We start from the raw sequence: 22,910 nt of genomic DNA on the forward strand, positions 1-22,910 counted from the left end.
ATGACCCACGTCATCGCATGGAAAGATGTGGAGGAAGTGGCGGCGACGCCATCTTCCTCCCTTCGTGATTTCTGGCAGCTGTTGAAACCCCGCGTCATGACGCTTGTGGTATTCTGCGGGGCGGTGGGCATGTGGCTCGCGCCGGGTAATCTTCATCCTTTCCGCGCCTTCATGGTCGTGCTGTGCATCGCCATGGCCACCGGCGCCAGTGGCGCTTATAACATGTGGTACGAGCGCCGCACGGACGCCCTGATGCAGCGCACGAAAAACCGCCCCATTCCCGGCGGCCGCATCCAGCCGGATGACGCACTCAGCTTTTCCATTTTTCTGAATCTCTTTTCCGTCATGATCCTCGGCATGGTGGCCAACTGGCCGGCTGCTTTTTGCCTGCTGGCCGCCATTCTTTCCTATTGCTGGCTTTACACCATGTTCCTGAAGCCCCGCACGCACCAGAATATCGTCATCGGCGGCATCGCTGGCGCGCTTCCGCCGCTCATCGGCTGGATGGCAGTCACCGGTGAAATGGCCTTGCTGCCCTGGTTGATGGTGGCCATCATTTTCTTTTGGACGCCGCCGCATTTCTGGGCGCTCTCCCTCTACCGCCATGATGACTATAAACATGCGGGTATCCCCATGCTGCCGGTAGTGAAGGGGGAAATCACCACCCGCCGCTACATCATGGGCTACACGCTGCTGCTGGCCGTCATCGCCACCGCGCCGCTCTATTTTCGCGAGCTCGGCTGGGTCTATTTGGCGGCCTGTGTGCCGTTGAACGGCTGGATGCTGCTGGCCGCATGGAAGCTGCTTCGCCATGGCACACCGCAAAATGCCATGAAGCTGTTTGGCATTTCCATCCTCTATCTCTTCGGCCTGTTCGGTGCCATGGTGCTGGATTACGCGGTGGGGGCCTAGATGCCGCTTTCCCCGCTACATAAAAAGCAACGCGCCAAAAACTTCGCCCTGCTTGCCATATTGCTGGCGATGATGGCCGTGTTCTTTGCCATTACGGTGATCCGCCTCGGCAGCGCGTCATGAAGGGCGACATCGGGCGGCGAAACCGCAACCTGGCCATTAATTGCACCGCTATTGTGATTGGGATGCTTCTGCTAGCCTATGCCTCGGTGCCGCTTTACCGCATTTTCTGCCGCGTAACCGGCTTTGCCGGCACCACCCAGTTTGCCACCAAAATCCCGTCCACCATCGTCAAAGACCGTAAAATCACCGTGCAGTTCAACAGCGATGTCGCGCCCGGTCTTCCCTGGCATTTCAAGCCTGAAAAAAGGGAAGTGGAGGTGATGATCGGCGAAAACCGCCTGGTTTTTTTCGATGTGGAGAATAAATCCGACCACATGACCTACGGCGTGGCGAGTTACAACGTCACCCCCGTAAAAGTGGGGGCCTATTTCAACAAAATTAAATGTTTTTGTTATAACAAGCAGCCACTGCAACCGCATCAGAAGGCCACCATGCCCGTTTCCTTTTTTATCGACCCCGATTTTATGAAGGATCCTGACATGAAGGACGTGGATACGGTGACTTTATCCTATACTTTTTTTTCCTCTACCGATAAAAATCCCGCTAACTAGCCAACCCCCGCTAACTAGCCAACCTATGAGTGTGACCCATGGCCCACAGCAAACCACAGCATGATTTCCACCTGGTAAATCCAAGCCCCTGGCCCATTTTGATGAGCTTTGCCATGCTTAGCCTGACGCTCGGCACCGCGCTTTTCATGCATGAGCATAAATTCGGCGAAGTGTTGATGGGCGTCGGTCTCATTTCCATCCTCAGCATGATGTATACCTGGTGGCGCGATGTGGTGCGCGAAAGCATGGTGGACCATGCGCATACTCCCATTGTCCGTCGCGGTTTGCGCGCAGGCATGGCGCTTTTCATCGTCTCGGAGATCATGTTTTTCTTCGCCTTTTTCTGGGCCTTCTTCAACGCCAGCCTCATGCCCGTCCAACCGTTGACCGATGTCTGGGCCATGGCCAAGGGCGTCTGGCCGCCAAAAGGCGTGGAAGTGCTGGACCCCTGGCACCTGCCGTTCATGAACACGCTGATCCTGCTGCTTTCCGGCACCACGGTCACCTGGGCGCACCATGCGCTTCTACATAACGACCGCAAGGGGCTGATTCAGGGCCTGGCCTGCACCGTGGCGCTCGGCATCTTCTTCACCAGCGTTCAGGCATATGAATACCATCATGCTGTTTTCAAGTTCAAAGACGGCATCTATTCCTCCGCCTTTTACATGGCCACCGGTTTCCATGGCCTCCACGTGCTGATCGGCACCATCTTCCTGCTGGTTTGCCTGCTGCGCGCCCGCCGTGGCCACTTCACGCCGGAACAGCATCTGGGCTTTGAATTCGCCGCCTGGTACTGGCACTTTGTGGACGTGGTCTGGCTCTTCCTGTTCATGTTCGTCTATGTCTGGGGCAATGCCTGATCGGGCGGATAGGTTGCACAGATGGAAGCGATAGGGCTGTCTCGCATCGTCAGGTCGGCCCTGTTGCTTCGCTGCTGCAACTGCATGAAGGGCCATGTCTATAGTGGCGTTTTGAACGTTGCGAAAACCTGCGATGTTTGTGGATTTCCGCTCGCTAAACACGAAGCGGGCGATGGCCCGGCTTTCTTTGTCATGACTTTTTTATGCCTGTTGGTGTCTGCTCTGGCTGGCTGGGTTGAACTGGCGTTCGCCCCGCCCTTGTGGGTGCATGCGCTTTTATGGCCTTTTGTAACGCTGGGGCTTGGCCTATACCTGTTAAGGGTGGTCAAAGCGGCGATGATCGGTCTGGAGATCAAAACCCTGCCTGAAAATTTCAAGAATAAGCCATAGGTTTTTCATGTTTAAACCCAAGCTGATACCGACCCTCGTGACGGTGCCATGCCTGCTCATGGTGATTGCGCTGGGCTGCTGGCAGGTTCAGCGCCTGCAATGGAAGGAAGCCCTGCTTGCCAATCTGAGCGAGGAGCTCTCCAGCCCGCCCAAGCCCCTGGACGACGACATGCTGCGCACGCCGCTTGAGCGCTTCCGCTTCCGCCATGTGAATTTTGACGCCAGCCTTCCGGCCCATACGCCGGCCACATTTGCCGCCAAATATTACAAAGGCTCACTCGGTTATAACGTGGTCAGCGCCGCGCAATTGCCTTCGGGCGGGGAGGTGCTCGTCAATCGCGGCTGGATTCCCCAAGCCATGCGCGATAGCTTTTTGATGAAAGAATCCAAGCGCGATAAGCCCGAGCATATCCAGGTGGAGGGCATGATGCGCGCCCTGCCGCCTCAGGGGCTTTTTGTACCCAACAACACCCCGAAGGATAACATGTGGTTCTGGTACGATGCGCCCGCGCTGAAAGAGGCATTGGGCATGCAGTCCGTTCCCTCCATGGTGGTGGATGCCACGCGCATTGAACCCGCGGCTAATTACCCCATGACGGCCAAGGCGGAAATCACGCTGCGCAATGACCATCTCATGTATGCCCTGACATGGTTCGGCCTGGCCCTGGCCCTGGCGGTGATTTATGTCGTGTATCATCTGCAATTGGAAAAAAGGCCGAAATCCGATGATTAAGCCGCTCACCTATATCAGCACGCGTGGCGATGCCGAGCCTGTCGGTTTCGACGATGTGCTGCTGGCGGGCATGGCGCCGGACGGTGGGCTTTATGTACCCTCCAAATGGCCGCACATCACCCTCCCGCAATGGACCAAACTCTCCCAGGCGCCCTATCAGACGTTGGCCACCGCCATGCTCACGCCCTTCATGCAGGGCAGCAGCCTTCTGCCGCAGCTGGATGAAATCGTGGAAGAGGCCTATCGCGGCTTTCATCATGCCGCCATTGCGCCGCTGGTGCAGCTGAGCGCGGATGAATGGGTGCTGGAACTGTTTCACGGCCCGACCCTGGCGTTCAAGGACGTCGCCCTGCAGTTCCTCGGCCAGTGCCTGCGCCGCATGCTGGAAACCAGGCAGCAGCAGGTCACCGTCATCGGTGCGACGTCGGGCGATACTGGCTCCGCTGCCATCGAAGCCTGCCGCGGCAACCCGAACATCCGCTGCGTTATCCTGCACCCGCATGGTAAAATCAGCCATGTCCAGCGCCTGCAGATGACCACCGTGCCGGATGACAACATCCACAACATCGCCATCGACGGCAGCTTCGACGATTGTCAATTTCTGGTGAAGCAGCTTTTCGCCGATGCCGAATTTCGTCAGAAGCTTCGGCTGACAGCCGTCAATTCCATCAACTGGTGCCGCATCATGGCCCAGTCCGTTTATTATGCCTATGCGGCGCTGCGTCTAGGCGGTCCATGGCAGTCGGTGAACATGGTGGTGCCCACGGGTAATTTCGGCAATATCTTCGCCGGTCATGTCGCCCGCCACATGGGCCTGCCGCTCGGTCGTCTGGTGGTCGCAACCAACCGCAACGATATCCTCTCGCGCCTATGGAACGAGGGCGATTACCATACACGTTCCGTCGAGCACAGCCTCGCCCCGAGCATGGATATCCAGGTGGCCAGCAACCTGGAGCGCCTGTTGCTGGAGGCCGACCACGGCCCCGCGCCGCTCACCAAACAGATGCGCGCCCTGCGCGAGGAAGGCGGCTTCCAGCTCAAGGGGGCGCCGCTCAGCTATTTGCGCAAACGCATGGCCGCAGGCAGTGCGGGTGACGAGGATATTGCCGCCACCATCCAGCAGGTGCATCAGCAAACCGGCATGGTGGTGGATCCGCATACGGCGGCTGGCATCCATGTGGGCCGCCAGATGAAACTGCAAGGTCCCACCGTCTATCTGGCCACCGCGCACCCGGCCAAATTCCCCGATGCCGTGCACAAGGCCATCGGCCTTAACCCGGCATTGCCGCCCCACCTGTCCGATTTAACCACGCGCAAGGAACGGTTCGATGTCATGCCAAACGACATCGCCAAGCTGCGCGGCTACCTGCAGAAATCAGCCTGATATGAATATGAAACAAGAAACCACTGTTCTGGAAAACGGCCTGCGCGTCGCCACCATCACCATGCCGCATGCGCAGAGCGTGGCCATCAGCATCGCGGTCAATGCGGGTGCGCGCAGCGAAACGGAAAAAGAACACGGCATCGCTCATTTTCTGGAGCACATGGCCTTCAAAGGCACCGAGCGCCGCTCCGCCCGCCAGATCGCCGAGGAATTCGATGCCATCGGCGGCAACCTGAACGCCTACACCTCCATGGAACACACGGTCTATTATGCGCGCATGCTGCCGCATGACTTGCCGCTGGCCGCCGACATCCTGGCCGACATCATGTGCAATTCCACCTTCGTGCAGGAGGAGATGGAGCGCGAACGCCAGGTCATCCTGCAGGAAATCGCCATGCATCACGATGCACCGGAAGACATGGTGCTGGATCAGTTCACGGCCCTGGCCTATCCGGGCCAGATGCTCGGCCGCAGCATTCTCGGCACAAATGAATCTATCACCACGGCCGACCGTGACATGCTCAAGCATTTCACCACGCGCTATTACGGCATGAAAAACATTGCGCTCATCGCCACCGGTGCGGTGGAGCATCAGCAGCTGGTGGATATCGCCCGCCGCTATTTCAGCAGCGCGCCGCAAGGGGAGGGTAATGTCATCCCCACGGCCGCATACGGCGGCGGCGTAAAACTGGTGGAGGCTGACTTCGAGCAGTGCCATGTGCTGGTGGGCTACAACGCCGTATCGGTGCATCACCCGCATTACCGCGCCGCACAGGTGATGGCCACGGCGCTTGGCGGCGGCATGTCCTCGCGCCTGTTTCAGGAAATCCGTGAGAAGCGCGGCCTTTGCTATACCGTCAATTCCTTCGTTTCCAGCTACATCGACACCGGCCTGCTCGGCGTTTACGCCGCCTGCGGCGAAGACCATGCCGATGAACTTTTATCCGTCATTGCCGATGAGCTGCGCGGCTTTGCCGCCACCATTACCGAGGATGAGCTGCAGCGCGCGAAAAACCAGCTTCGCGCGGGCATCCTGATGGGGCTTGAAAGCCCTGGCGGCCTGGCGGAAACACTTGGCCGACATATGCTCTATTATGGCACCTACAAACAGCCGCAAACGGTGATCGACGCCATCATGGCCGTCACGCGTGAGGAGGTAGGTCTTTTGCTGAACGAATGCCTCAAGAGCAAGCCCACCGTATGTGCCCTGGGACTTACCGCCAAATGCCCGGATGAAACGTCGCTGCTGAAGCGCTTCGCCAATTAAAGTGCGAGCACGCCGGTGCGGCTGTTCATGGCCGTGGCGTCCGGCGCGGCTTGGGTGCCATCCGCATCCACCACGGAACTCATGCCGCTATCGGCAAGCTTATCGGCAATCCAGTCCAGATCGAACGCATAAACCTCACGGTTGATGGGGCCATTGTCGAACACATTGGCGGCCTGCGCATCCGTCAGTTCCATCGGCTGGCTGGTCTGATAGGGCGCCGTGGCGGTGATACCTTCTTCATTCAGCGCGATGTTCATCGCCTGGAAATTTGGAAACTCACACACACCGTCGATGCTGGCGTCATTCACCTGGCTGTTGAACAGCGAAATACCTTCCTGACCCAGAAACACACCCCGGCTTGCCGTATAAACGCTGTTCTCATGCCCCGGCTGTGCCGCATAATCGCGCAGGCTTTCCATCGAGATGGCATCCGCATGGTGGCCGGTCAGCGCATAGAACGGGTCGATCAGCGGGGCGGCTTTATCCGGCGCAATCATCAGCCCGGCCTTTTCCAGCAGCCAGGGCGTCGTTGCGGCCAGGTCGCCCTTATATTGCGGGTCCGTCACTAGCTTGGCCCAGGCGGCTTCCAGCACCGTGGCGCCGATGGAGCCGCGTGCGCCGTTATAGGCCAGCGCCTCGTCATAGCTCAGATGAATCACCACTCCTTCAGGCGGGTGAATACCGTCAAAATACACGGCGAACTGCTGCGTGGCCGGGTCATACTGCACGGTATGCTCATTCAGGTAACGCTCGCCCTGCGGCGTTTGCTGAAGCGCGCTGACAGCCGAAAGCAGACCCGATGTCGGCAAGTCACCGGCGACGAAATCCTTCGTCACGCTGAACGGCGCGGTGATGGTGGTCAGCGCCGCGGCGTCGCGCTCCAGGTTTGGCAGGGCGTAATGATTATCCGCCATGAAGCTGTTGCTGGTGGTGGTGTTTGCCGCGCGGAAGGCCGGGCCGAATTCGTTATTGCTGATCACGCTGTTGCTGAAGGCAACGCTGTCCCACACGGTCACGGCAAAGTTATTGCCCGTAACGGGGCCGAAAAACTGAACATGATACAGTTTGCTGCCGCCGAAATCATTGGTATCCACCCCGCCGGAAAAGGTAACGTCGGTCAGTTTGGCGCCGCCCAGGTCGTTATGGCCGAAAGCCCCGTCAATTGCCACGCGCTCCAGCGTTGCCAGGCGGAGGTTGCTGTTATCCAGCGTACCGCGAAAGCGGGTGTCGGAAAGCGCGGTGCTCTGAAAATCGCAATCATCCACCGCCTGTGCAAAAACCGTCCCGCTCAGGTTCGCGCCGTTGAAGCGGCTATGGGAAACCGGCTGCTCAAACAGCGCATCGCTCAGGTTCAGCCCCGAGAAGTTGACGGCGGGTGAACCGTTAAACTCGCACGAAAAGGTGCAATGGCTGAAATCGGTCCTGCCTGTCGCAATGGCGGCCTGAACATCGGCAACGGTGGTAAAGCGGGTGGTATCGGTCATGATATCCTCAACAGAATGAACGGCCCAAAAGCATTACCACGGCAATATGATGGTTTTGTGATGATTCACAAACGCTTAAGCATGCCCGACATCGCCGGAGAGCTTAAAGATGTCCACCCCGCCCAAAGCGGCGGCCGTCTGCCATTTTTCATCATCCGTGGTGAGGAACACCAGCTCATGCGTCACCGGTGAAACCAGCCAGCTGTTGGTCTCCAGCTCGCTTTCCAGCTGGCCTGCGCCCCATCCGGCATAGCCGAGCGCCAGCATGGCGTCCTTGGGCCCCCGGCCCGCGGCAATATCCTTGAGGATTTCGATGGTGCAGGTAAGCGCCATGTCATCGCCAAGCATCAGCGTGTCGTTCAGCGTATAATCCGCGCTGTGCAGCACAAACCCGCGGGCGGATTCCACCGGCCCGCCGAAATAGACCTTCACCTCGTTGGCCTGCTTGCTCAGGTGAATATTGAGCTGGGAGAACACATCCTTGCTTTTCAGCGCTTCCATGGGCTGATTGATGATGATGCCCATCGCGCCCTCATCATTATGGGCGCAAATATAAATAACGGATTTTTCAAAGCAGGAGCCGGTCAGCTGCGGCGTGGCGATCAGCAGCTGCCCCTCCAGGTATCGCCCCGTTTTTTTCTTCTCGCGGATGTTTTTGAACTTATCCATTGGCGAAACTCGCTAGGTTGCGGTAAACGATAACGGATAATAACATGATGGACAACACGCATGCGCACAAAACCGCTTTTCGTGAACGTTTCCACGGTGATTGCGTTCGGTTTATTCGCTGTTTTTATCGCAACCTCGTTCAGTTCGGCTGCGCTGGCGTTTTCTACTCCCTGGCAAGCCCACCTGCATGGCCGCACACGTGTGCTGATTGCCAAAAGCGAGCAGGTAAACGGCAAAACCTACCTGGATGGCGTGGTTCAGCACGAGCTGGATAAAGGCTGGAAGACTTACTGGCGCTACGCAGGCGATGCCGGGCTGCCGCTCACGGTTTCCAGCGACATCAACAAACCGGCCCTGGGCGAAGTTGAGCTGATGTGGCCGGCCCCGGAGCGGGTGATGGAAACCAACATGCAAAGCTTCATCTACAGCGGCAACATCGCCATTCCCTTTCGCGCGGAATGGAAAACCCCGGGGAAAACCAGTGAGGATGAGCTGAACCTGTCATTCATGGTATGCGAGAATATCTGCGTGCCGGTCAACCTCGTCATCCCGCTGCAGGTTAAGGCCGATATCGTAAAAACGGAAGACAAGGAAGCCGTGTCCGCCCTGGCATCGGCGCTAAAAACCATTCCTCAGCGAGACTCAAAGAGCTTCACTATCCGGGATGTAAAATGGGTCAAGCGCGACGCGGTGGAATTCATCGAGCTGGATGTCATCTCCAAACAGCCGCTGGATAAGGCGGATGTGATTGTGGAAGGCGCGGGCGCCTATCGTTTCAATCCGCCCGGGGCCAGCCCGCATGAAGGCGGGACGCGCTTCCGCATCGCGGTGGAGCGTCAAATCAAGCATGCGCCGGTTCCATCAACCCTGCATGTCACCATCATAACGCCTACCGAATCGGCGGAATATGACGTCACTCCGGCGAGCGACGAACCAAAAGCAGGCGAACCTACTCCGTCATCCAGCCCGGCTGCGGTGAAACCGTAACCACCGTTTCGCCACATTCCAGCCTATTACCCGTGGTGGCATGTTCCGTGCGCAACATGGCGATGCCATGGGCGCCATCGTTGGAAAACATCGTGCCGATAAGCTTGCCGTCTTTATGAATTTCGGTGCCGTTTGGCACCGCCGCTTCTAGCGTCACGGCATAAATCTGTTTGTGCAGTGTGGCACGGTGCTTGCTTCGCGCCGTCACTTCCTGCCCGACATAACAGCCTTTACGAAAATCGATGGCATGCAGGCGGTCCATACGGAATTCCATGGGCAGGGCCTTGTCCTGCATCATGTCGTCATAGGCTTCGGGTATGGCGAGCTCAAGCCGTCTGCGTTGCCACGCATCTTCGGCAATGGAAGCGGGGAGTAAGGCCCCCTTCTGTTCGTAGCAGCGCAGGCCCAGCGCATCGTGACGCGGATCGTGAAAGGCGAGTTTTCCCGTGGCATCATCCGTGCGAATCACGCGCATATCCTCCAGGGGGGTAATCTCCACCTCCGCCCGCAACCGGTACATGGAAAGCAACCGCCATAAGGCGGGCGCGAAACGCGTGTCCGCATCGATCACGAAGCCGTTATCCCCGTGAAAAATAAAAAAACCATGCAAAAATTTTCCCTGGGGCGTCAGCAACAAGGCATAGCCGGGCGCATGATGCAGCGCATCCACGTCGATGCTCAGCAATCCTTGTAAAAACCCTTGTGAATCCTTGCCTTTTACATTCGCAAGCGCGCGTGTGCCAGAGTAATCCATACCGAAAATTACGACTACCAATTGTGGGGCGGATGTCAGAAAAAAATGCCAACATCTAGACGTTTAAATGATTTTTTAAGATTTGGCCACGTATAGTCGTGAAAATCCACTGAGGGAGCCTAATGCTATGACTCTGATTAAAAAATTCATCCGTGACGAATCCGGCGCCACCGCCATCGAATACGGCCTGATCGCCGCGCTCATCAGCGTGGCCGCCATCGTGGCGTTGAACTATCTGGGTGATGAATTGTACAACGTGTTCAATTACATCGCCTGCGCGCTCGGAACGGGTCAAAAATCCTCCGGCGCAGTCGGCTGCCAATAAGCATGTTGCGAATTGGGTTGCAAATGGAGCCGTTGGCGCAGGCCGACGGCTCCAAGAGCACCAGTTACGCGCTGGCTAAAGAGGCTGCGAAACGCGGACACCGCTGCGTTCAGTTTCTGCCGCATACGGTGCATCGCCACAAGGGCGACATCACCATCAGCCATGCCAGTCATGTTGAGTGGCGTGATGATGGTTTTGTCGAAAAGCCGGTCAACGGCATAAAGGGCGATGCGCTGGATGTGGTGCTCATCCGTCAGGACCCGCCCTATGACATGGGCTACCTGACCAATGCGCACCTGTGGCGGCTGTTGGACGGCAAGGTGAAATTCATCAATCCCCCCGCGGCATTGATCGAATTTCCCGAAAAAATCGCGCCCATGCTCTTCCCCGATCTGGTGCCGGAAACGCTGATCGGCAGCGACCCTGCCGAGTTTCAGTTGTTCCTGCAGCAGCATGGCGAAATCATCATCAAACCGCTCTACGCCTTTGGCGGCGAGGCCGTGCTTTATTTTAAAAAGGGCGACAGCAACCTCATTCCCGCCGTGGAACTGATGCTGTCACGCTATAACGTTCCCTGCATTGCGCAGCGTTTCATTCCTGAAGTCAAAAAAGGCGATGCCCGCATCCTGCTGATGGATGGCGAGGTCATCGGTGCGTTCCACCGCGTTCCCCAGACGGACGCCCACCGCGCCAACCTCATGGCCGGCGGCAGCCTTGCCAATTACACATTATCCAAACGCGACCACGAAATCTGCGAAAGCCTGAAACCCTGGCTGAAAAATCACGGCATCTTCTTCGCCGGCATCGACGTCATCGGCGACTACCTTACCGAAATCAACATCACATCCCCCCTCGGCATCGCCCAGGTGAAAAAACTCACCGGGCAGGATCTCGCCGTCAGTTTCTGGGATAAGGTGGAAGCATCTCTATAACAGCGGTTTCTTTAAGACGTCATTCCAGCGAAAGCTGGAATCCAACCGAACGTAACGCACACGCTGACTTTAAATCACCGCCCCCGATAATTCGCCACTTCCTGCTCCGGAATCCACACGCCCTCGGGTGGCTTACCCGTCTGGTAAAATACATCAATCGGAATCCCCCCACGCGGATACCAGTATCCGCCGATGCGCAGCCAGCGTGGCTTGGTGGCGGCGACGATCTTTTCCGCAATGCCCACCGTGCAGGCCTCATGAAAATCCCCATGATTGCGGAAGGAGGCAAGATAAAGCTTCAGTGATTTGCTCTCCACCAGATGCCCGTCCGGCACATAATCGATCACCAGATGCGCAAAATCCGGCTGGCCGGTGATCGGGCAAAGCGAGGTAAATTCCGGGCAACTGAAGCGCACATTGTAATGCTTGCCGGGGTGCGGGTTGCTCACCACCTCCAGCACGGCCTCATCGGGGGAGGCGGGCATGGGCGTTTTATTGCCAAGCTGCTCAAGTCCGTCATACCGGCTCATGCGACATCTCCTCTGTATATCAAGCCTAACATTATAAGGGAGCGCAGCGACTGGGTGCAAGCGCCCCGCGCCTTATTGGCGCGTGAAAGCGAGCGTCGCGAGCCAGCAAGGGTATAAGGACTAACATTCGTTAGTCCTTATAATGGATAGTGGAAACCAGATTCTGCCGCGCCACCGCCAGTTCCGCAAGCCGCTTATGGATCGCCTCAAGCGATTCGGCCGTATCAAGCATCTCCTCGGCAATCACCATATAGCGGTCCATCAACGCGCGTATGGGCGTGTTCACCATCAGCTCCAGCACATCCTGCACCGGCGTGACGGATGGTGTGGAAAAACTCATGAACCCTTCGCCCACATGGGCGTAAAGCGATTCGTTCAATATATCCTCCGCACGCATCGTGCCGTCCACTAGGCTGTAGGCAATCGCCACGGGCAGGGCGCGGTAAATCGGCGGCAGATAGGGATCGTGCAAATGGGTGGGCAGCCACTGCACCGGCCGCAGCATGCGCCGCGCTTCCATCCGCCAGTGATGAATGGCCGGTATCCTGCTCGCATCCCCCCCTTCCAGCACCGGGGAGATATCCTGCTGCCAGCTTCGCTTGAAACGCAGCCACGCATCCTGCAGCGCCACATGGTTGAAATGGAACACATCCGCCCAGGTGGCCGCGCCCGCGCCGTTCAACCGCATGAACTGGCGGAAGATGCTGTCCACATCCTTGCCCGGCGGCGTGCGGCTTTCCACCAGCAGCGCCAGATAGGCAAACGCCAGCAAATGGGGCAGGTGGGAGCTGCTGGCGAAAATCATGTCATGCCGCACGGGGTCGAGTGTCTCTACTTTTGCGCCCAGTTCCTGCCACAATTGCACCACGGTGTTCACGCTCGCCACATGCATGTCCGTCGGTGTCAGGTATGTTTTGCGGTTGCGGAAAAACTGCGCATTCGCGTGCTGCGGCCCGGTGCGGTCATCCCCTGCAATCGGGTGGCCGGGCACATAACGGTGGCTTGGCATTAACTTCGCCGCGGCCTGCACCAGCGCCATTTTGGAAGACCCGATATCCGTCACCAGCACCGGCTCTTTGGCATAAGCTTCGACGAGCTTGAACCAGTCTTGCGTTGCTCCAAGCGGGCAGCACAGCACAATCAGGTTGCTGGCCTCGATCAGCTGCTGCGGCGTTTTCGCCGCCTCGTGCGCCACGCCCAGGATCATGGCCTGTGTCAATGCCTGCTCATTGGCATCATAGGCGATGCGCCGCGCTACGATATCGCTGTCGGCCAATGCCATGCCGAGCGAGGTTCCCAGTTGCCCGGTCCCCACAATCCCGACATGCATCTCCGCCAGTTTCGCCATAAGGCTACAGCTTCATGAAGGTCGCCAGCGAATCGATCGCCACGCTGTTCTCAACCCCCAGACCAATCGTCATGCGCAGGCAGTTCGGCAACCCATAGGCCACCGTATCGCGCAGGATGATACCCTTGGAGAGCAAAAACTTGTTGGCATCTTCCGCGCGTTTGCCTTTTTTATCCGGGAATTCCAGCAGCAGAAAATTCGTCACGCTCGGGTGCACCTTGATGCCGATTTCCTCGAACTGCGGCGGCAGCTCCTTTAGGCAGCGGCTGTTCCAGGCGCGCGCCTCGCGGATATGGTCCTGGTCGCGCATCGCTACCGCGCCCGCCACATTGGCCAGCCCGTTGACGTTGAAGGGCGAGCGGATGCGGTTCAGCACATCGGCCACCGGCTCCGGCGCATAGGCCCAGCCCACACGGATCAGCGGCAGAGCATAGATTTTGGAAAACGTATGCAGCACGACCGTGTTTTCACCCTCGGCCACCAGCTCGTGCCCATCGGTATAATCCTCACGCTCCACATATTCGCTATAGGCGTTGTCGAGCACCAGCAGCACATGCGGCGGCAGCTTTTTGCGCAACCGCGCCACTTCACGCTGGGAGATGTAGCTGCCGGTCGGGTTGTTCGGGTTGGCGATGAACACTACCTTGGTCTTGTCCGTCACGCAGCCAAGCACGGCATCCACGTCGGTCTTCAGGTTCTTCTCCGGCGCGGCCACGGCCTTCACGCCAAATGCCTTGGCATAAATACGATACATCAAAAAGCCGTACTGGCTGTAAATCATCTCGTCGCCCGGGTCACAATAGGCCTGAATCAGCAGGCCGATCAGCTCGTCCGAGCCGTTGCCGCACACAATTTGCCCGGCTGGCAGCTTGTGCACCTCGGCAATCGCCTCGCGCAGCAGCTGGGCGCTGCCTTCAGGGTAACGGTGCAGCTCGCGCTCGGCCTTGCGCAGCACGTCATATACTTTGGGCGATGGGCCGAGGTTGGATTCGTTGGAGGAAAGCTTGATCACCGCGCCCTGGCCGGCCACTTTTGCCTTGCCCTGCTGATAGGGCGAAATATCCATGATCATGGCGCGCGGCTGCGGGGTGGAGGGGAAAGTATCACTCTGTTTGGCTTTGGTTTTCATCGAGGTAACCACAATGTTATTGTTATGAAGGCAAAATGCTGAAAATGAGGGAAACAGCTATTTGGCGATGGTCTGCGGCAAGGCATAGCTGCCAATGAACCAGATGTCCATGCCCGTTTGGGCTTGTTTCGTCTTGAGGGCATCGAAGGCCTCGGGCGTCAGGAAATGCTCCATTCGCCAAAGCCCGTACCATCGGCCGTCTTTTTGAATAGAGGCAAGCTTTTCCGCCCCCTCCAGTATCACTGGTCCAGCCGACTGACTCACCACCAGGCTGGCATCCCTGCCGCTGGCTTCCGGCTCCACATCCGCCACCAGCAGCGCGCGGGGCAGCCCCGGGCTTTCAAACAGCGGCGCGGTGGCAAACACCCTGAGCTTCGGGTGCCGGGTAAGCTGAACCCACCAGTCATCCGCATTGGCCGGCCCCTCACCGGGCATGGGCAAGGCGCCCACCATCGCACGCCCGGCGGCGATATCGGCCAGCACATCCCCGCTTTCGCCACGCTCCTGCACCTGTGTCACCGCGCCGAAATATTCCCGCGCCAGCCACACATAATCCCGCGCGCCGTTTCGCACCGGGGCGCTGGCATTGATGGGCTGCTCGATATTCAGGGATCCGTTGATGATGTTGCGCCATATCAGCGCCATATAGGCCTTGGGGAAGGGCGCCGCATCCCAGCCCATGGCGGCTTCCGTCATGTTCGCTTCCCGCGCGGGGCGGATGTAGCAGGCGGTGGGGTGGAAGGATTGCTTCACATGCCCCACCTGCTGCACCACCTGGCTGCGTTTTTTCAGCAGTTGCACCAGCTCGCGGTCGATGGCGTCGATCTGGTCGCGCAGCGGTTGAATGGCGTCACGGTATATGTTCATATCAGGCGGTGGCGGCTTGTGCTGTTCCAAGGATTTTGCTGCGTTTTGAATAAACGGGCCGCGCCTGTGTGGCAAACACTGTTTTCACTCCCTGCGCCACCAGCAGGCCGGGCATCAGGCTGAAACCCTTATTGCCGATATTCTCAAGCCCGAGCGCCATTTTCAGCAAAAGCCGCCGTTGACTGGGCGGGAAGTGGAGGGCTGTGTCAATACGCTCCACGCTGAACTGCGCATCATGCAGCAGCCGCTGCAACTGGCGGCGGCTGTAAGGGCGGCCATAGCCGAACGGCGTCTCATCCGCCTGCGCCCACAGCCCCATGCGGTTGGGCACCAGTGCCAGCAGCCGCCCGCCGGGTTTCAACACGCGCCAGCATTCCGCCAGCATGGGCTGTGGCGCGGCCGTATGTTCCAGCACATGCATCAGCAGCAGGCAATCGGCGCTCTGGTCGGGGAAGGGCAGGTCGAACTCATCCGCCACTACGCTGCGGTTGGTGCCACCCTGACTTTGGAGGTTTTCCGGCCAGCGCACGCCGCCCTGCCCGCCGGGGATGCAAAGCCAGGCCGTTTCGGACTGCGCCAATGCACCCAGCACCGGCTGGCAATGGCCGATGGCAATCAACTGATCTCCGGGTTGGGCGCAAAGCTTCTGCCGTGCATGCTGCCGCAACGCGCGCTTGACCAGCAGCCCCAGGTCGGAACTGTAAAATCCCTGGCAAATAAGGCTGTCGGGCCAGAACATCCTGTGCCTTTCGGTTGAACTGCAAAACCTATAATGCTTTTCCTCCTCCCATCCAATCCCTCATTGCGCATGAACACGCGATGGGGGATAAGGAAGCCCATTATGGGCCTCACCGTCACGCCGATACCGCTGCTCAAGGATAATTACGCCTACCTCCTGGCGGAAGACGGCCATGCCGTGCTGATCGATCCGTCCGAGGGCGAACCCGTGCTGAACGTCCTGCGTGAAAAAGGCGTGGCGCTGGACGCCATCTGGTGCACCCACCACCATGGCGACCATATCGGCGGGGTGGAGGCCATCCATGTGGAAACCGCCTGCGAGGTCATCGCCTCCGATACGGACAAACAACGCATCCCCTGCGTCACCATGGCATTTCATGACAATGAGGCTTTTCACTGGCACGGCCACCGGGTCGAGGTCATGCACATTCCAGGCCACACGCAGGGCGCCATTGCCTATTATCTCCCGAACGACAACCTGATCTTCACCGGGGACACGCTCTTTTCCGTCGGCTGCGGCCGCACGCTGGAAGGCACCATGGCCCAGCTCTTTCACAGCCTGCTGCGCCTTTCCTCCCTGCCTGAGCAGGTGCTCATCTATGCCGGGCATGAATACACGATGAAAAACATCGAATTCGCCCTCACCATCGAGCCCGATAACGACGTGCTGCAATCCCACGCAGAGACGGTGCGCATCCTGCAATCGCGCAAACTCTGCACCTACCCGAGCTCGGTCGGTTTCGAGAATGCCATCAATCCCTTCCTGCGCACCTATCTGCCCGTCATGCGCCGCACGCTCGGGCTTGGCTCCGATGCCAGCGATCTGGATGTTTTTATCGAACTGCGAACCCGTAAGGATCATTTCTGATGTCACGCGTTGCCTATGCCGAGCGCCGCTACCAGCCCCATGCCGAAGCCGTCACCCCGATCGAGGATCGCGGCCTGCAATTCGCCGACGGCATCTACGAGGTGATGGAATATTTCAACCTCCACATCCTCGATGCCGAAGAGCATATGGACCGTCTGGAGCGTTCCCTCGGCGAAATGCACATGCCCATGCCCATGTCACGCAAGGCCATGCTCCATATGCTGAACGAATTGGTGCGCAAAAACGTCCGCCGCCACGGCCTCATCTACCTTCAGGTCAACCGGGGCGCGGGCATGCGCAACCACGAGATCAGGCCCATGAAGCCCATCGTGATCGCCCACATTCTGCCGCGCCGCACGCCGACGGCGGAAACCTACCGCCAGGGCATCAAGGTCACCACCGCGCCCGACATCCGCTGGGGCCGCTGCGACATCAAAACCGTCTCCCTGCTCGGTAACATCCTCATGAAATACGAAGCCGCCCAACAGGGCGCAAAAGATGTGTTTATCTTCGACGAAAAAAACAACCTGCGTGAAAGCTCCTCCAGCAACATCTTCATCGTCACCGACAAGGGCATCATCGCCACCCCGCCGCGCAACCACCACATTCTGCCGGGTGTCACGCGCATCCACGTGCTGAAATTCGCCGCCGAGCTCGGTATTAAGGTGGAAGAGCGTATGATTAGCAAAGAGGAGGTCATGAACGCGAAGGAATGCTTCATCACCTCCACCAGCGCCCATGTGCTGCCCGTTACCAGCATCGACGGCAAAAAAATCTCCGACGGTATCGGGCCCGTCAGCAAACAGCTGCTCAATCATTACCATCATCACATCCTCAACATCACAGGCGAAGCATGCCCCATCCTTTAAAACCCCAATGCGTAATTTTTGACTGGGACAACACCCTGGTCGACAGCTGGCCCATCATCCACCGCGCCATGAACATGACGCTGGAAAAATGGGGCATGCCAACCTGGAGCATCGAGGACGTGAAAAACCGCATCCGCCACTCCATGCGCGATGCCTTTCCGGTACTGTTCGGCGATGATTGGAAAGAGGCCGGCGAGGTCTATCGCGGCTATTTTCGCCAGCTCCACATCAACAACCTTCAGCCGCTGGATGGCGCCAAAGCCGTGCTGGACGCGCTGAAGGCCAAAGGCATCCTTGCGGCCATTCTCAGCAACAAAACGGGCGAGATCCTCCGGCTGGAATGCACCCACCTCGGCTGGAACGATTATTTCGCCGCCATCGTCGGCTCCAGCGATTACAGTGCCGACAAGCCCTCTCATATCCCCGTGGACGGCATCCGCGAGCGCCTGAACATCACCGCCGAGACGCCGACCTGGTTCGTCGGCGACAGCATCGTGGACGTGGAATGCGCGCGAAATACCGGTTGCATTCCAGTGTTTTATGGCGATCATTTCCATTACGATGGCGGCCGGGTGGAATTGCAGCCGGGTGAGTGGCATGCGCCGAACCACCAGTCCATGCTGGCCTGGCTGAACGCGTAACATAAGCGATAGAGGGACGGGGTAGGGACCATGCATGTACTGATTATCGGCGCGGGAGTGATCGGGCTGACCAGTGCCGCCGAGCTGGTGCTGCGTGGTCACCGCGTCACGCTGGTGGACCAGCAGCCCACCCCCGCTTCCGTTACCAGTTACGCCAATGGCGGCCAGTTGAGCTACAGCCACGCCGAGCCATGGGCCAACCCGCGCGTCATTCCTTATCTCATCAAGGCCTTCAGGGGTATGGATGCGCCTATCCGCTGGCACCCGAGCCTCAACCCCGACGAATGGCGCTGGGCCATGCATTTCGCCGGGCTATGCTTTTCTCCATGGAGCCAAAAGGACGACATGGAGGCCATTTATGCGCTTACCCATGCCAGCCGCACGGCGCTGCACCGCATGCAGCAGTCGCTCGGCATCGAGATGGCGCACCGCCAGTGCGGCACACTTCATTTATACGATTCCCCTCAGGCCGCTGAAAAAGCATGGAAGCAGCTCGAGCCGCTTCGCAAACTCAGTTGCCCCATGCAGCAGCTTGAGCGCCAGGCTGTGCTGAATGTGGAGGCCAGCCTATCCCAGAGCAGCTTCCAGTCCGCTATCTTTTTCGCGCAGGACGAAGTGGGCGATGCCCACAGCTGGTGCCTTGGCCTGGCCGACTGGCTGAGTCGCCAGCCCGGCTGCGAGCTGCGCTTCAACAGTCCCATGCACGCGCTTCATGAATTCGGCCAGGGCTGGCGCGCCAACCTGGGGGGGGAGGTGATCGAAACCAACGCCTGTGTGCTGGCCACCGGCAATGCCACCAACATGCTGCTCAAGCCGCTTGGCGTGCAGTACCCGGTTCACCCGCTCGCCGGTTACAGCGTCACGTACAGCAACGTGGATGCGGGCCTTCTGCCGCAGGCTTCCATCACGGACAATCAGGCCAAAATCGTCGCTTCGCGCCTTGGCAACCACCTGCGTGTGGCCGGCATGGGCGATCTGGGGCGCATCAGCCAGAATTGGCAGAATCACCGCTACGACATGCTCCGTGCCTGGACGGAACGCACCTTTCCGCATCTGAGGAGCATGGCTTCAATTCCCTGGACAGGTTACCGTCCCGCTACGCCGTCGGGCCTGCCGCTCATTGGCCATGTCAGCAACCAGCGGGGGCTCTTTGTCAATATCGGCCATGGCTCGCTCGGCTGGACCATGGCTGCCGGCAGCGCCGCCTGGCTGGCCGACCTGATGGAAGGCAAACCTGTTCCTCCCGCCTGGAACCGGATGAGGGCATGATGGAGCCTGTTTTTTTCACGGAACTGTTCAACCATCCCACGCGCGAAGGCGAGCGCATTCCCATCCACGTCACCGCATGGGGCGATTCATCCGGGCCGCTCGTCTTCTGCCTGCACGGCCTTACGCGAAACGGCCGGGATTTCGACCGCCCCGCCCGGATGCTGGCTGACATGGGGTATTACGCTCTCTGCCCGGACATGCCAGGCCGTGGCGAAAGCCCCAACCTTCCGCATGGAGAAGACTATCAGCTGCCGCTCTATGTCGGCCTCATGCTGCCATGGCTGGCAAAGCTGGGCAATCCCTCATTCGGCATTCTCGGTACCTCCATGGGGGGGATGATCGGCATGGCGCTGGGCCCCGTAGTGAAAGAAAAACTCCAATGGCTTATCCTCAATGATGTCGGCAGCCAGGTGGATTACGGCGGGCTGAAACGCATCAACACCTATGTGGGGGAAGGGCATTTTCACCAGACACGCGAACAGGCCGAGCGCGTCGTGCGGCTCAACCTCGCCACCTGGGCCCTGCCGGACGAACAAGCCACGGAACATTTCCTCCGCCATTCCATCACCGGGCTTCCGGCTCCTTTGTCGGATGGCTCCCGCTACAGCCTGGCCTATGATCTGGCCATTGCCGATTGCTTCAAGCAGGCGTTCAGCGGCATGGAGGCCGGCACGCCGATTGATCTCACGGCATTTTATAACCAGCTGACCTGTCCGGTGCTCATCATACACGGGGAATATTCCGACCTGCTGCTCCCTGGCACCATAGAAATCATGAAAACGGCCCGTCCCGGCGCCGTCACCCGCACGCACACCGTGCCGGGGGCGGGGCATGCTCCCAGCCTGTGGGATGCCGGCAGCCTGCAGGCTATTAAAAACTTCGTCCATGAAACTGGACAATCGGCATAAAACGCCTATCCTGTCATCCTGCAAAAACCGGAGGATGAACATGCGTGGCCACCTGTTAGCCTGTGCCCTATGCCTGGTTCTCGTCGCCTGCATGGACAGGCCGCAGAAATACAAATACCACCCTCCGCAATATGTCCCCGCGCAGCAATATAACAACGCCACCGTGCGCGATAACGACACGGAATACATGCTGCTGATGGACCCCACCAACGACCAGAGCAATCGCTATTATTATTGATAATGGCCGTATCGCCAGCCCGGCGGATTAGCACCGGCAAGGCAATAGCCTGTTTATTGAGAATTACCGCTCCAAATCCTGCGGCAGCGTCACCGGCAGCGGCCGGTACTTGTTCAGCCGGTGGCGATACATGATGAGGTTCTCCATCACCCGGTGCACATAATTGCGCGTTTCCGTGATGGGAATCCGCTCAATCCACAGCAGCGGTTCGATCTCCCCCTTGCGCGGGTCGCCGAATTCTTTCAGCCAGCGGCTCACGCGGCCCGGCCCGGCATTATAGGCGGCAATGGCCAGGATGTAAGATCCGCCGTAATTCTCCACCAGGTGGTTGAGGAAATAGGAGCCGACCATGATATTGTATTCCGGCTCATACAGCCGGTCTTTGTTGAAGCCGATACCCATCTTTTTGGCTTCATGGGCAGCGGTGGAGGGCAAAAGCTGCATCAGCCCCCGTGCATCTGCGCCGCTGAGCGCACGGCTGTTGAATTCGCTTTCCTGCCGCATGATGGCCAGCGCCAGCGCCCGCTCGCCCGACACCTGCTTGGGCATGGGTGGGATGGGATAACCCAGCTCCGGCAGAATACTGCCATTTTGCAAGGCCTGCTTGCTGGCCTTCACCTGCATCTGCGGCGTCATTTCAGTGGAAAGCTGGGCGGCCAGGCTGCGCTCGGCGGGCGAACGGGCGTTGTCGATCAGGTAATCCATGAATCGCTTGGTCAGCACCACTTCGTCCGCATCCATCAGTACCAGCGCCGCGCGCGCCACCGGGCGCTTACGGAAGCGGTCGTAATCCTCGTTGGAAATCCGCGCGGGCGGCGGTAGGTTGTTGGTGGCGTTGGGCGAAAGCGCCGCCAGCGCCATCTGCCCGTAGAAGGTGGAAGGATATTGCGCCGCCACCTGGTACCAGCGCGTGGCGATATCCAGGCTGCCATGCTTCTGCGCCGCCCGTGCCGCCCAATAAGCCCCACGAGAGAGGCTCACCGGATACTGCACCTTGTCGTAGATTTTATAGAAATGCTTATACGCCTCGCCCGGGTTGCGCAGGTAAGCATATTGCAGCCACCCGGCGAACCACTCGGCTTCCGCCTGGCTGGCGCCGTCCACCTGCCCATGGTTGCGCAGCAGGGCATAAGCCTCCTGATACCGCCGTTCCTCGATCTTGTTCCAGATGGCCGTTTTTCGTATTTTCCACCATAATTCCGGCTTGGGCACCTTGGTCGGGGCCATGCGTAGCAATTCATTCACGCCTTCTTCCATCCCGCGCTTGTCGCGCCACACCAGGCGGGCATAGAGAAAGCCCGGGTCGTTCAGCAATTTGGGCGGCACGCGGCGCACGGCCGTTTCCAGCCCCCCGCCGCCCTGCGTCAGTTTGATGCGCGCGGTAAACAGCCGTTGATATTCTTCCGGCACCATCTCCATCAGCCGTTGCGCCTGGTCGAAACGGTCGTTCCACAGCAGCCCGTCCACGGCGGCGATATGGTCCTGCGTGGTCAGCATATTGCCGAACTCACTGTAAAACTGTTTCTGGTCGCTGCTGTCCAGCTCCCCGCTACGCCACGCCTCGCGGATGAGGTCCTGCGCCTCGCGCGCCTTGCCGCCTTTCTGCTCCAGCAGGCTCTGCGCGTACAGCATCTTGCCATGCGCCGTTTTGGGTGGGTTATGGGCAAACCATTTCAGGCGCGTCTCCAGCGGATGGCTGCCCATCAGCGCCTGCTCGCCCCGGGTGATGATCATATCGCGGTCCGGCCAGTCCGGGTCTTTGCCAAGAAATTCGGTGATCGCGTCAAACGGCGCGCCGCTCTTGCTGTCGCGCACGTAATACCAATACATGAATTCCTTCACATAGCCGCTTTGCCTGCGGGCGATGCCTGCCGCATCGCTCCATCGGTTCGCCCGCGCGGCATCCAGAAACTGCTTCATCACCGTTGCGTCCGATGCGCGCGCAACATCCGCCCCGGCGGAAAGCAGGATGATCATGATCAGTGCCAGCAGCCTCCACAGGGAGGAAAAGCTTGCCATGCGCTGCAACCTGACGATATTGGACAAGATACGTACCATTGTGAAATCGGACCTGCACCATATCTGGTGGAGCATGCTTTCGCAACCAACCATCCGTAGGAAAAACAGGTTTTGT

The 22,910-nt window shown here is 58.8% G+C and carries 25 protein-coding genes; 16 read left to right on the forward strand and 9 right to left on the reverse strand.

Annotated elements, in window-relative coordinates; all coding sequences use genetic code 11:
• From GC177_08390 to GC177_08420, 7 genes are all read left to right on the forward strand, one after another.
• On the forward strand, positions 1-912 hold the full coding sequence (locus GC177_08390; protein ID MBI1275975.1) for a protoheme IX farnesyltransferase: 912 nt from the start codon (positions 1-3) through the stop codon (positions 910-912).
• Between the two features lie 119 nt (positions 913-1,031).
• Positions 1,032-1,586 carry a cytochrome c oxidase assembly protein gene (locus GC177_08395; protein MBI1275976.1) on the forward strand — a complete coding sequence of 185 codons (555 nt, stop codon included), beginning with the start codon at positions 1,032-1,034 and terminating at the stop codon, positions 1,584-1,586.
• 38 nt (positions 1,587-1,624) lie between these two features.
• A complete protein-coding gene (locus tag GC177_08400) occupies positions 1,625-2,446 on the forward strand; it encodes a cytochrome c oxidase subunit 3 (GenBank protein ID MBI1275977.1) in 822 nt (273 codons plus the stop codon).
• A 21-nt stretch (positions 2,447-2,467) separates the two neighbouring features.
• Positions 2,468-2,836, forward strand: a complete 369-nt coding sequence (locus GC177_08405; protein MBI1275978.1) for a DUF983 domain-containing protein — start codon at positions 2,468-2,470, stop codon at positions 2,834-2,836.
• A 7-nt stretch (positions 2,837-2,843) separates the two neighbouring features.
• Positions 2,844-3,569: a hypothetical protein gene (locus tag GC177_08410; protein ID MBI1275979.1), complete on the forward strand. Its 726-nt coding sequence runs from the start codon at positions 2,844-2,846 to the stop codon at positions 3,567-3,569.
• The gene (locus GC177_08415; protein MBI1275980.1) at positions 3,562-4,953 is read left to right on the forward strand and encodes a threonine synthase; all 1,392 of its coding nucleotides are present in this window, start codon (positions 3,562-3,564) and stop codon (positions 4,951-4,953) included. Before GC177_08410 ends, GC177_08415 begins: the two co-directional genes overlap by 8 nt.
• Entirely contained in the window at positions 4,898-6,220 is a 1,323-nt protein-coding gene (locus GC177_08420; GenBank protein ID MBI1275981.1) for an insulinase family protein, read from the forward strand. The genes GC177_08415 and GC177_08420 overlap by 56 nt, the downstream gene beginning before the upstream one ends.
• Here GC177_08420 and GC177_08425 read toward each other — a convergent pair.
• Complete coding sequence (locus tag GC177_08425; protein ID MBI1275982.1) at positions 6,217-7,704, reverse strand: hypothetical protein; 1,488 nt, start codon at positions 7,702-7,704, stop codon at positions 6,217-6,219. The two genes, GC177_08420 and GC177_08425, sit on opposite strands and share 4 nt — an antisense overlap.
• A 75-nt stretch (positions 7,705-7,779) precedes the next feature.
• The gene (locus tag GC177_08430; GenBank protein MBI1275983.1) at positions 7,780-8,373 is read right to left on the reverse strand and encodes a YqgE/AlgH family protein; all 594 of its coding nucleotides are present in this window, start codon (positions 8,371-8,373) and stop codon (positions 7,780-7,782) included.
• Between the two features lie 60 nt (positions 8,374-8,433).
• Here GC177_08430 and GC177_08435 point away from each other — a divergent pair, with 60 nt between their 5' ends.
• On the forward strand, positions 8,434-9,360 hold the full coding sequence (locus GC177_08435) for a hypothetical protein (GenBank protein MBI1275984.1): 927 nt from the start codon (positions 8,434-8,436) through the stop codon (positions 9,358-9,360).
• On the opposite strand, the gene GC177_08440 is transcribed toward GC177_08435, so the two are convergent.
• On the reverse strand, positions 9,323-10,114 hold the full coding sequence (locus GC177_08440) for a folate-binding protein (protein MBI1275985.1): 792 nt from the start codon (positions 10,112-10,114) through the stop codon (positions 9,323-9,325). The genes GC177_08435 and GC177_08440 overlap by 38 nt on opposite strands.
• 127 nt (positions 10,115-10,241) lie before the next feature.
• Between GC177_08440 and GC177_08445 the strand changes: the two genes are divergently transcribed.
• Entirely contained in the window at positions 10,242-10,439 is a 198-nt protein-coding gene (locus tag GC177_08445; GenBank protein MBI1275986.1) for a Flp family type IVb pilin, read from the forward strand.
• Positions 10,440-10,441: 2 nt separating this feature from the next.
• The gene (gene gshB / locus GC177_08450; GenBank protein ID MBI1275987.1) at positions 10,442-11,371 is read left to right on the forward strand and encodes a glutathione synthase; all 930 of its coding nucleotides are present in this window, start codon (positions 10,442-10,444) and stop codon (positions 11,369-11,371) included.
• A gap of 74 nt (positions 11,372-11,445) precedes the next feature.
• Here the strand turns inward: gshB and queF are convergent, their stop codons facing one another.
• From queF to GC177_08475, 5 genes are all read right to left on the reverse strand, one after another.
• Complete coding sequence (queF, locus tag GC177_08455) at positions 11,446-11,901, reverse strand: NADPH-dependent 7-cyano-7-deazaguanine reductase QueF (protein ID MBI1275988.1); 456 nt, start codon at positions 11,899-11,901, stop codon at positions 11,446-11,448.
• Between the two features lie 130 nt (positions 11,902-12,031).
• Complete coding sequence (locus GC177_08460; GenBank protein ID MBI1275989.1) at positions 12,032-13,249, reverse strand: prephenate dehydrogenase/arogenate dehydrogenase family protein; 1,218 nt, start codon at positions 13,247-13,249, stop codon at positions 12,032-12,034.
• 4 nt (positions 13,250-13,253) lie between these two features.
• A complete protein-coding gene (locus GC177_08465) occupies positions 13,254-14,378 on the reverse strand; it encodes a histidinol-phosphate transaminase (protein ID MBI1275990.1) in 1,125 nt (374 codons plus the stop codon).
• Between the two features lie 57 nt (positions 14,379-14,435).
• Positions 14,436-15,245 carry a hypothetical protein gene (locus GC177_08470; protein MBI1275991.1) on the reverse strand — a complete coding sequence of 270 codons (810 nt, stop codon included), beginning with the start codon at positions 15,243-15,245 and terminating at the stop codon, positions 14,436-14,438.
• 1 nt (position 15,246) lies between these two features.
• Positions 15,247-15,984 (reverse strand): methyltransferase domain-containing protein, encoded by a 738-nt coding sequence (locus tag GC177_08475; GenBank protein MBI1275992.1) that lies wholly within the window; start codon positions 15,982-15,984, stop codon positions 15,247-15,249.
• 33 nt (positions 15,985-16,017) lie between these two features.
• Between GC177_08475 and gloB the strand changes: the two genes are divergently transcribed.
• Genes gloB through GC177_08505 form a run of 6 tightly spaced genes read left to right on the forward strand, consistent with a single transcriptional unit; the run spans position 16,018 to position 20,776 of the window.
• Positions 16,018-16,851 (forward strand): hydroxyacylglutathione hydrolase, encoded by an 834-nt coding sequence (gene gloB, locus GC177_08480; GenBank protein ID MBI1275993.1) that lies wholly within the window; start codon positions 16,018-16,020, stop codon positions 16,849-16,851.
• Complete coding sequence (locus tag GC177_08485) at positions 16,851-17,720, forward strand: D-amino acid aminotransferase (protein ID MBI1275994.1); 870 nt, start codon at positions 16,851-16,853, stop codon at positions 17,718-17,720. Before gloB ends, GC177_08485 begins: the two co-directional genes overlap by 1 nt.
• Positions 17,564-18,361, forward strand: coding sequence for an HAD hydrolase-like protein (locus GC177_08490; GenBank protein MBI1275995.1), 798 nt, complete (start codon positions 17,564-17,566; stop codon positions 18,359-18,361). The genes GC177_08485 and GC177_08490 overlap by 157 nt, the downstream gene beginning before the upstream one ends.
• A gap of 30 nt (positions 18,362-18,391) precedes the next feature.
• Positions 18,392-19,630 carry an FAD-dependent oxidoreductase gene (locus tag GC177_08495; protein ID MBI1275996.1) on the forward strand — a complete coding sequence of 413 codons (1,239 nt, stop codon included), beginning with the start codon at positions 18,392-18,394 and terminating at the stop codon, positions 19,628-19,630.
• Positions 19,627-20,538, forward strand: coding sequence for an alpha/beta fold hydrolase (locus GC177_08500; GenBank protein ID MBI1275997.1), 912 nt, complete (start codon positions 19,627-19,629; stop codon positions 20,536-20,538). Before GC177_08495 ends, GC177_08500 begins: the two co-directional genes overlap by 4 nt.
• 40 nt (positions 20,539-20,578) lie before the next feature.
• Positions 20,579-20,776 (forward strand): hypothetical protein, encoded by a 198-nt coding sequence (locus GC177_08505; GenBank protein ID MBI1275998.1) that lies wholly within the window; start codon positions 20,579-20,581, stop codon positions 20,774-20,776.
• Positions 20,777-20,839: 63 nt separating this feature from the next.
• Here the strand turns inward: GC177_08505 and GC177_08510 are convergent, their stop codons facing one another.
• Positions 20,840-22,888, reverse strand: a complete 2,049-nt coding sequence (locus tag GC177_08510) for a transglycosylase SLT domain-containing protein (protein MBI1275999.1) — start codon at positions 22,886-22,888, stop codon at positions 20,840-20,842.
• Positions 22,889-22,910: the final 22 nt, after the last annotated feature.

This window comes from bacterium (genome assembly GCA_016124905.1).
GTDB lineage: Bacteria > Pseudomonadota > Alphaproteobacteria > Rickettsiales > RI-342 > RI-342.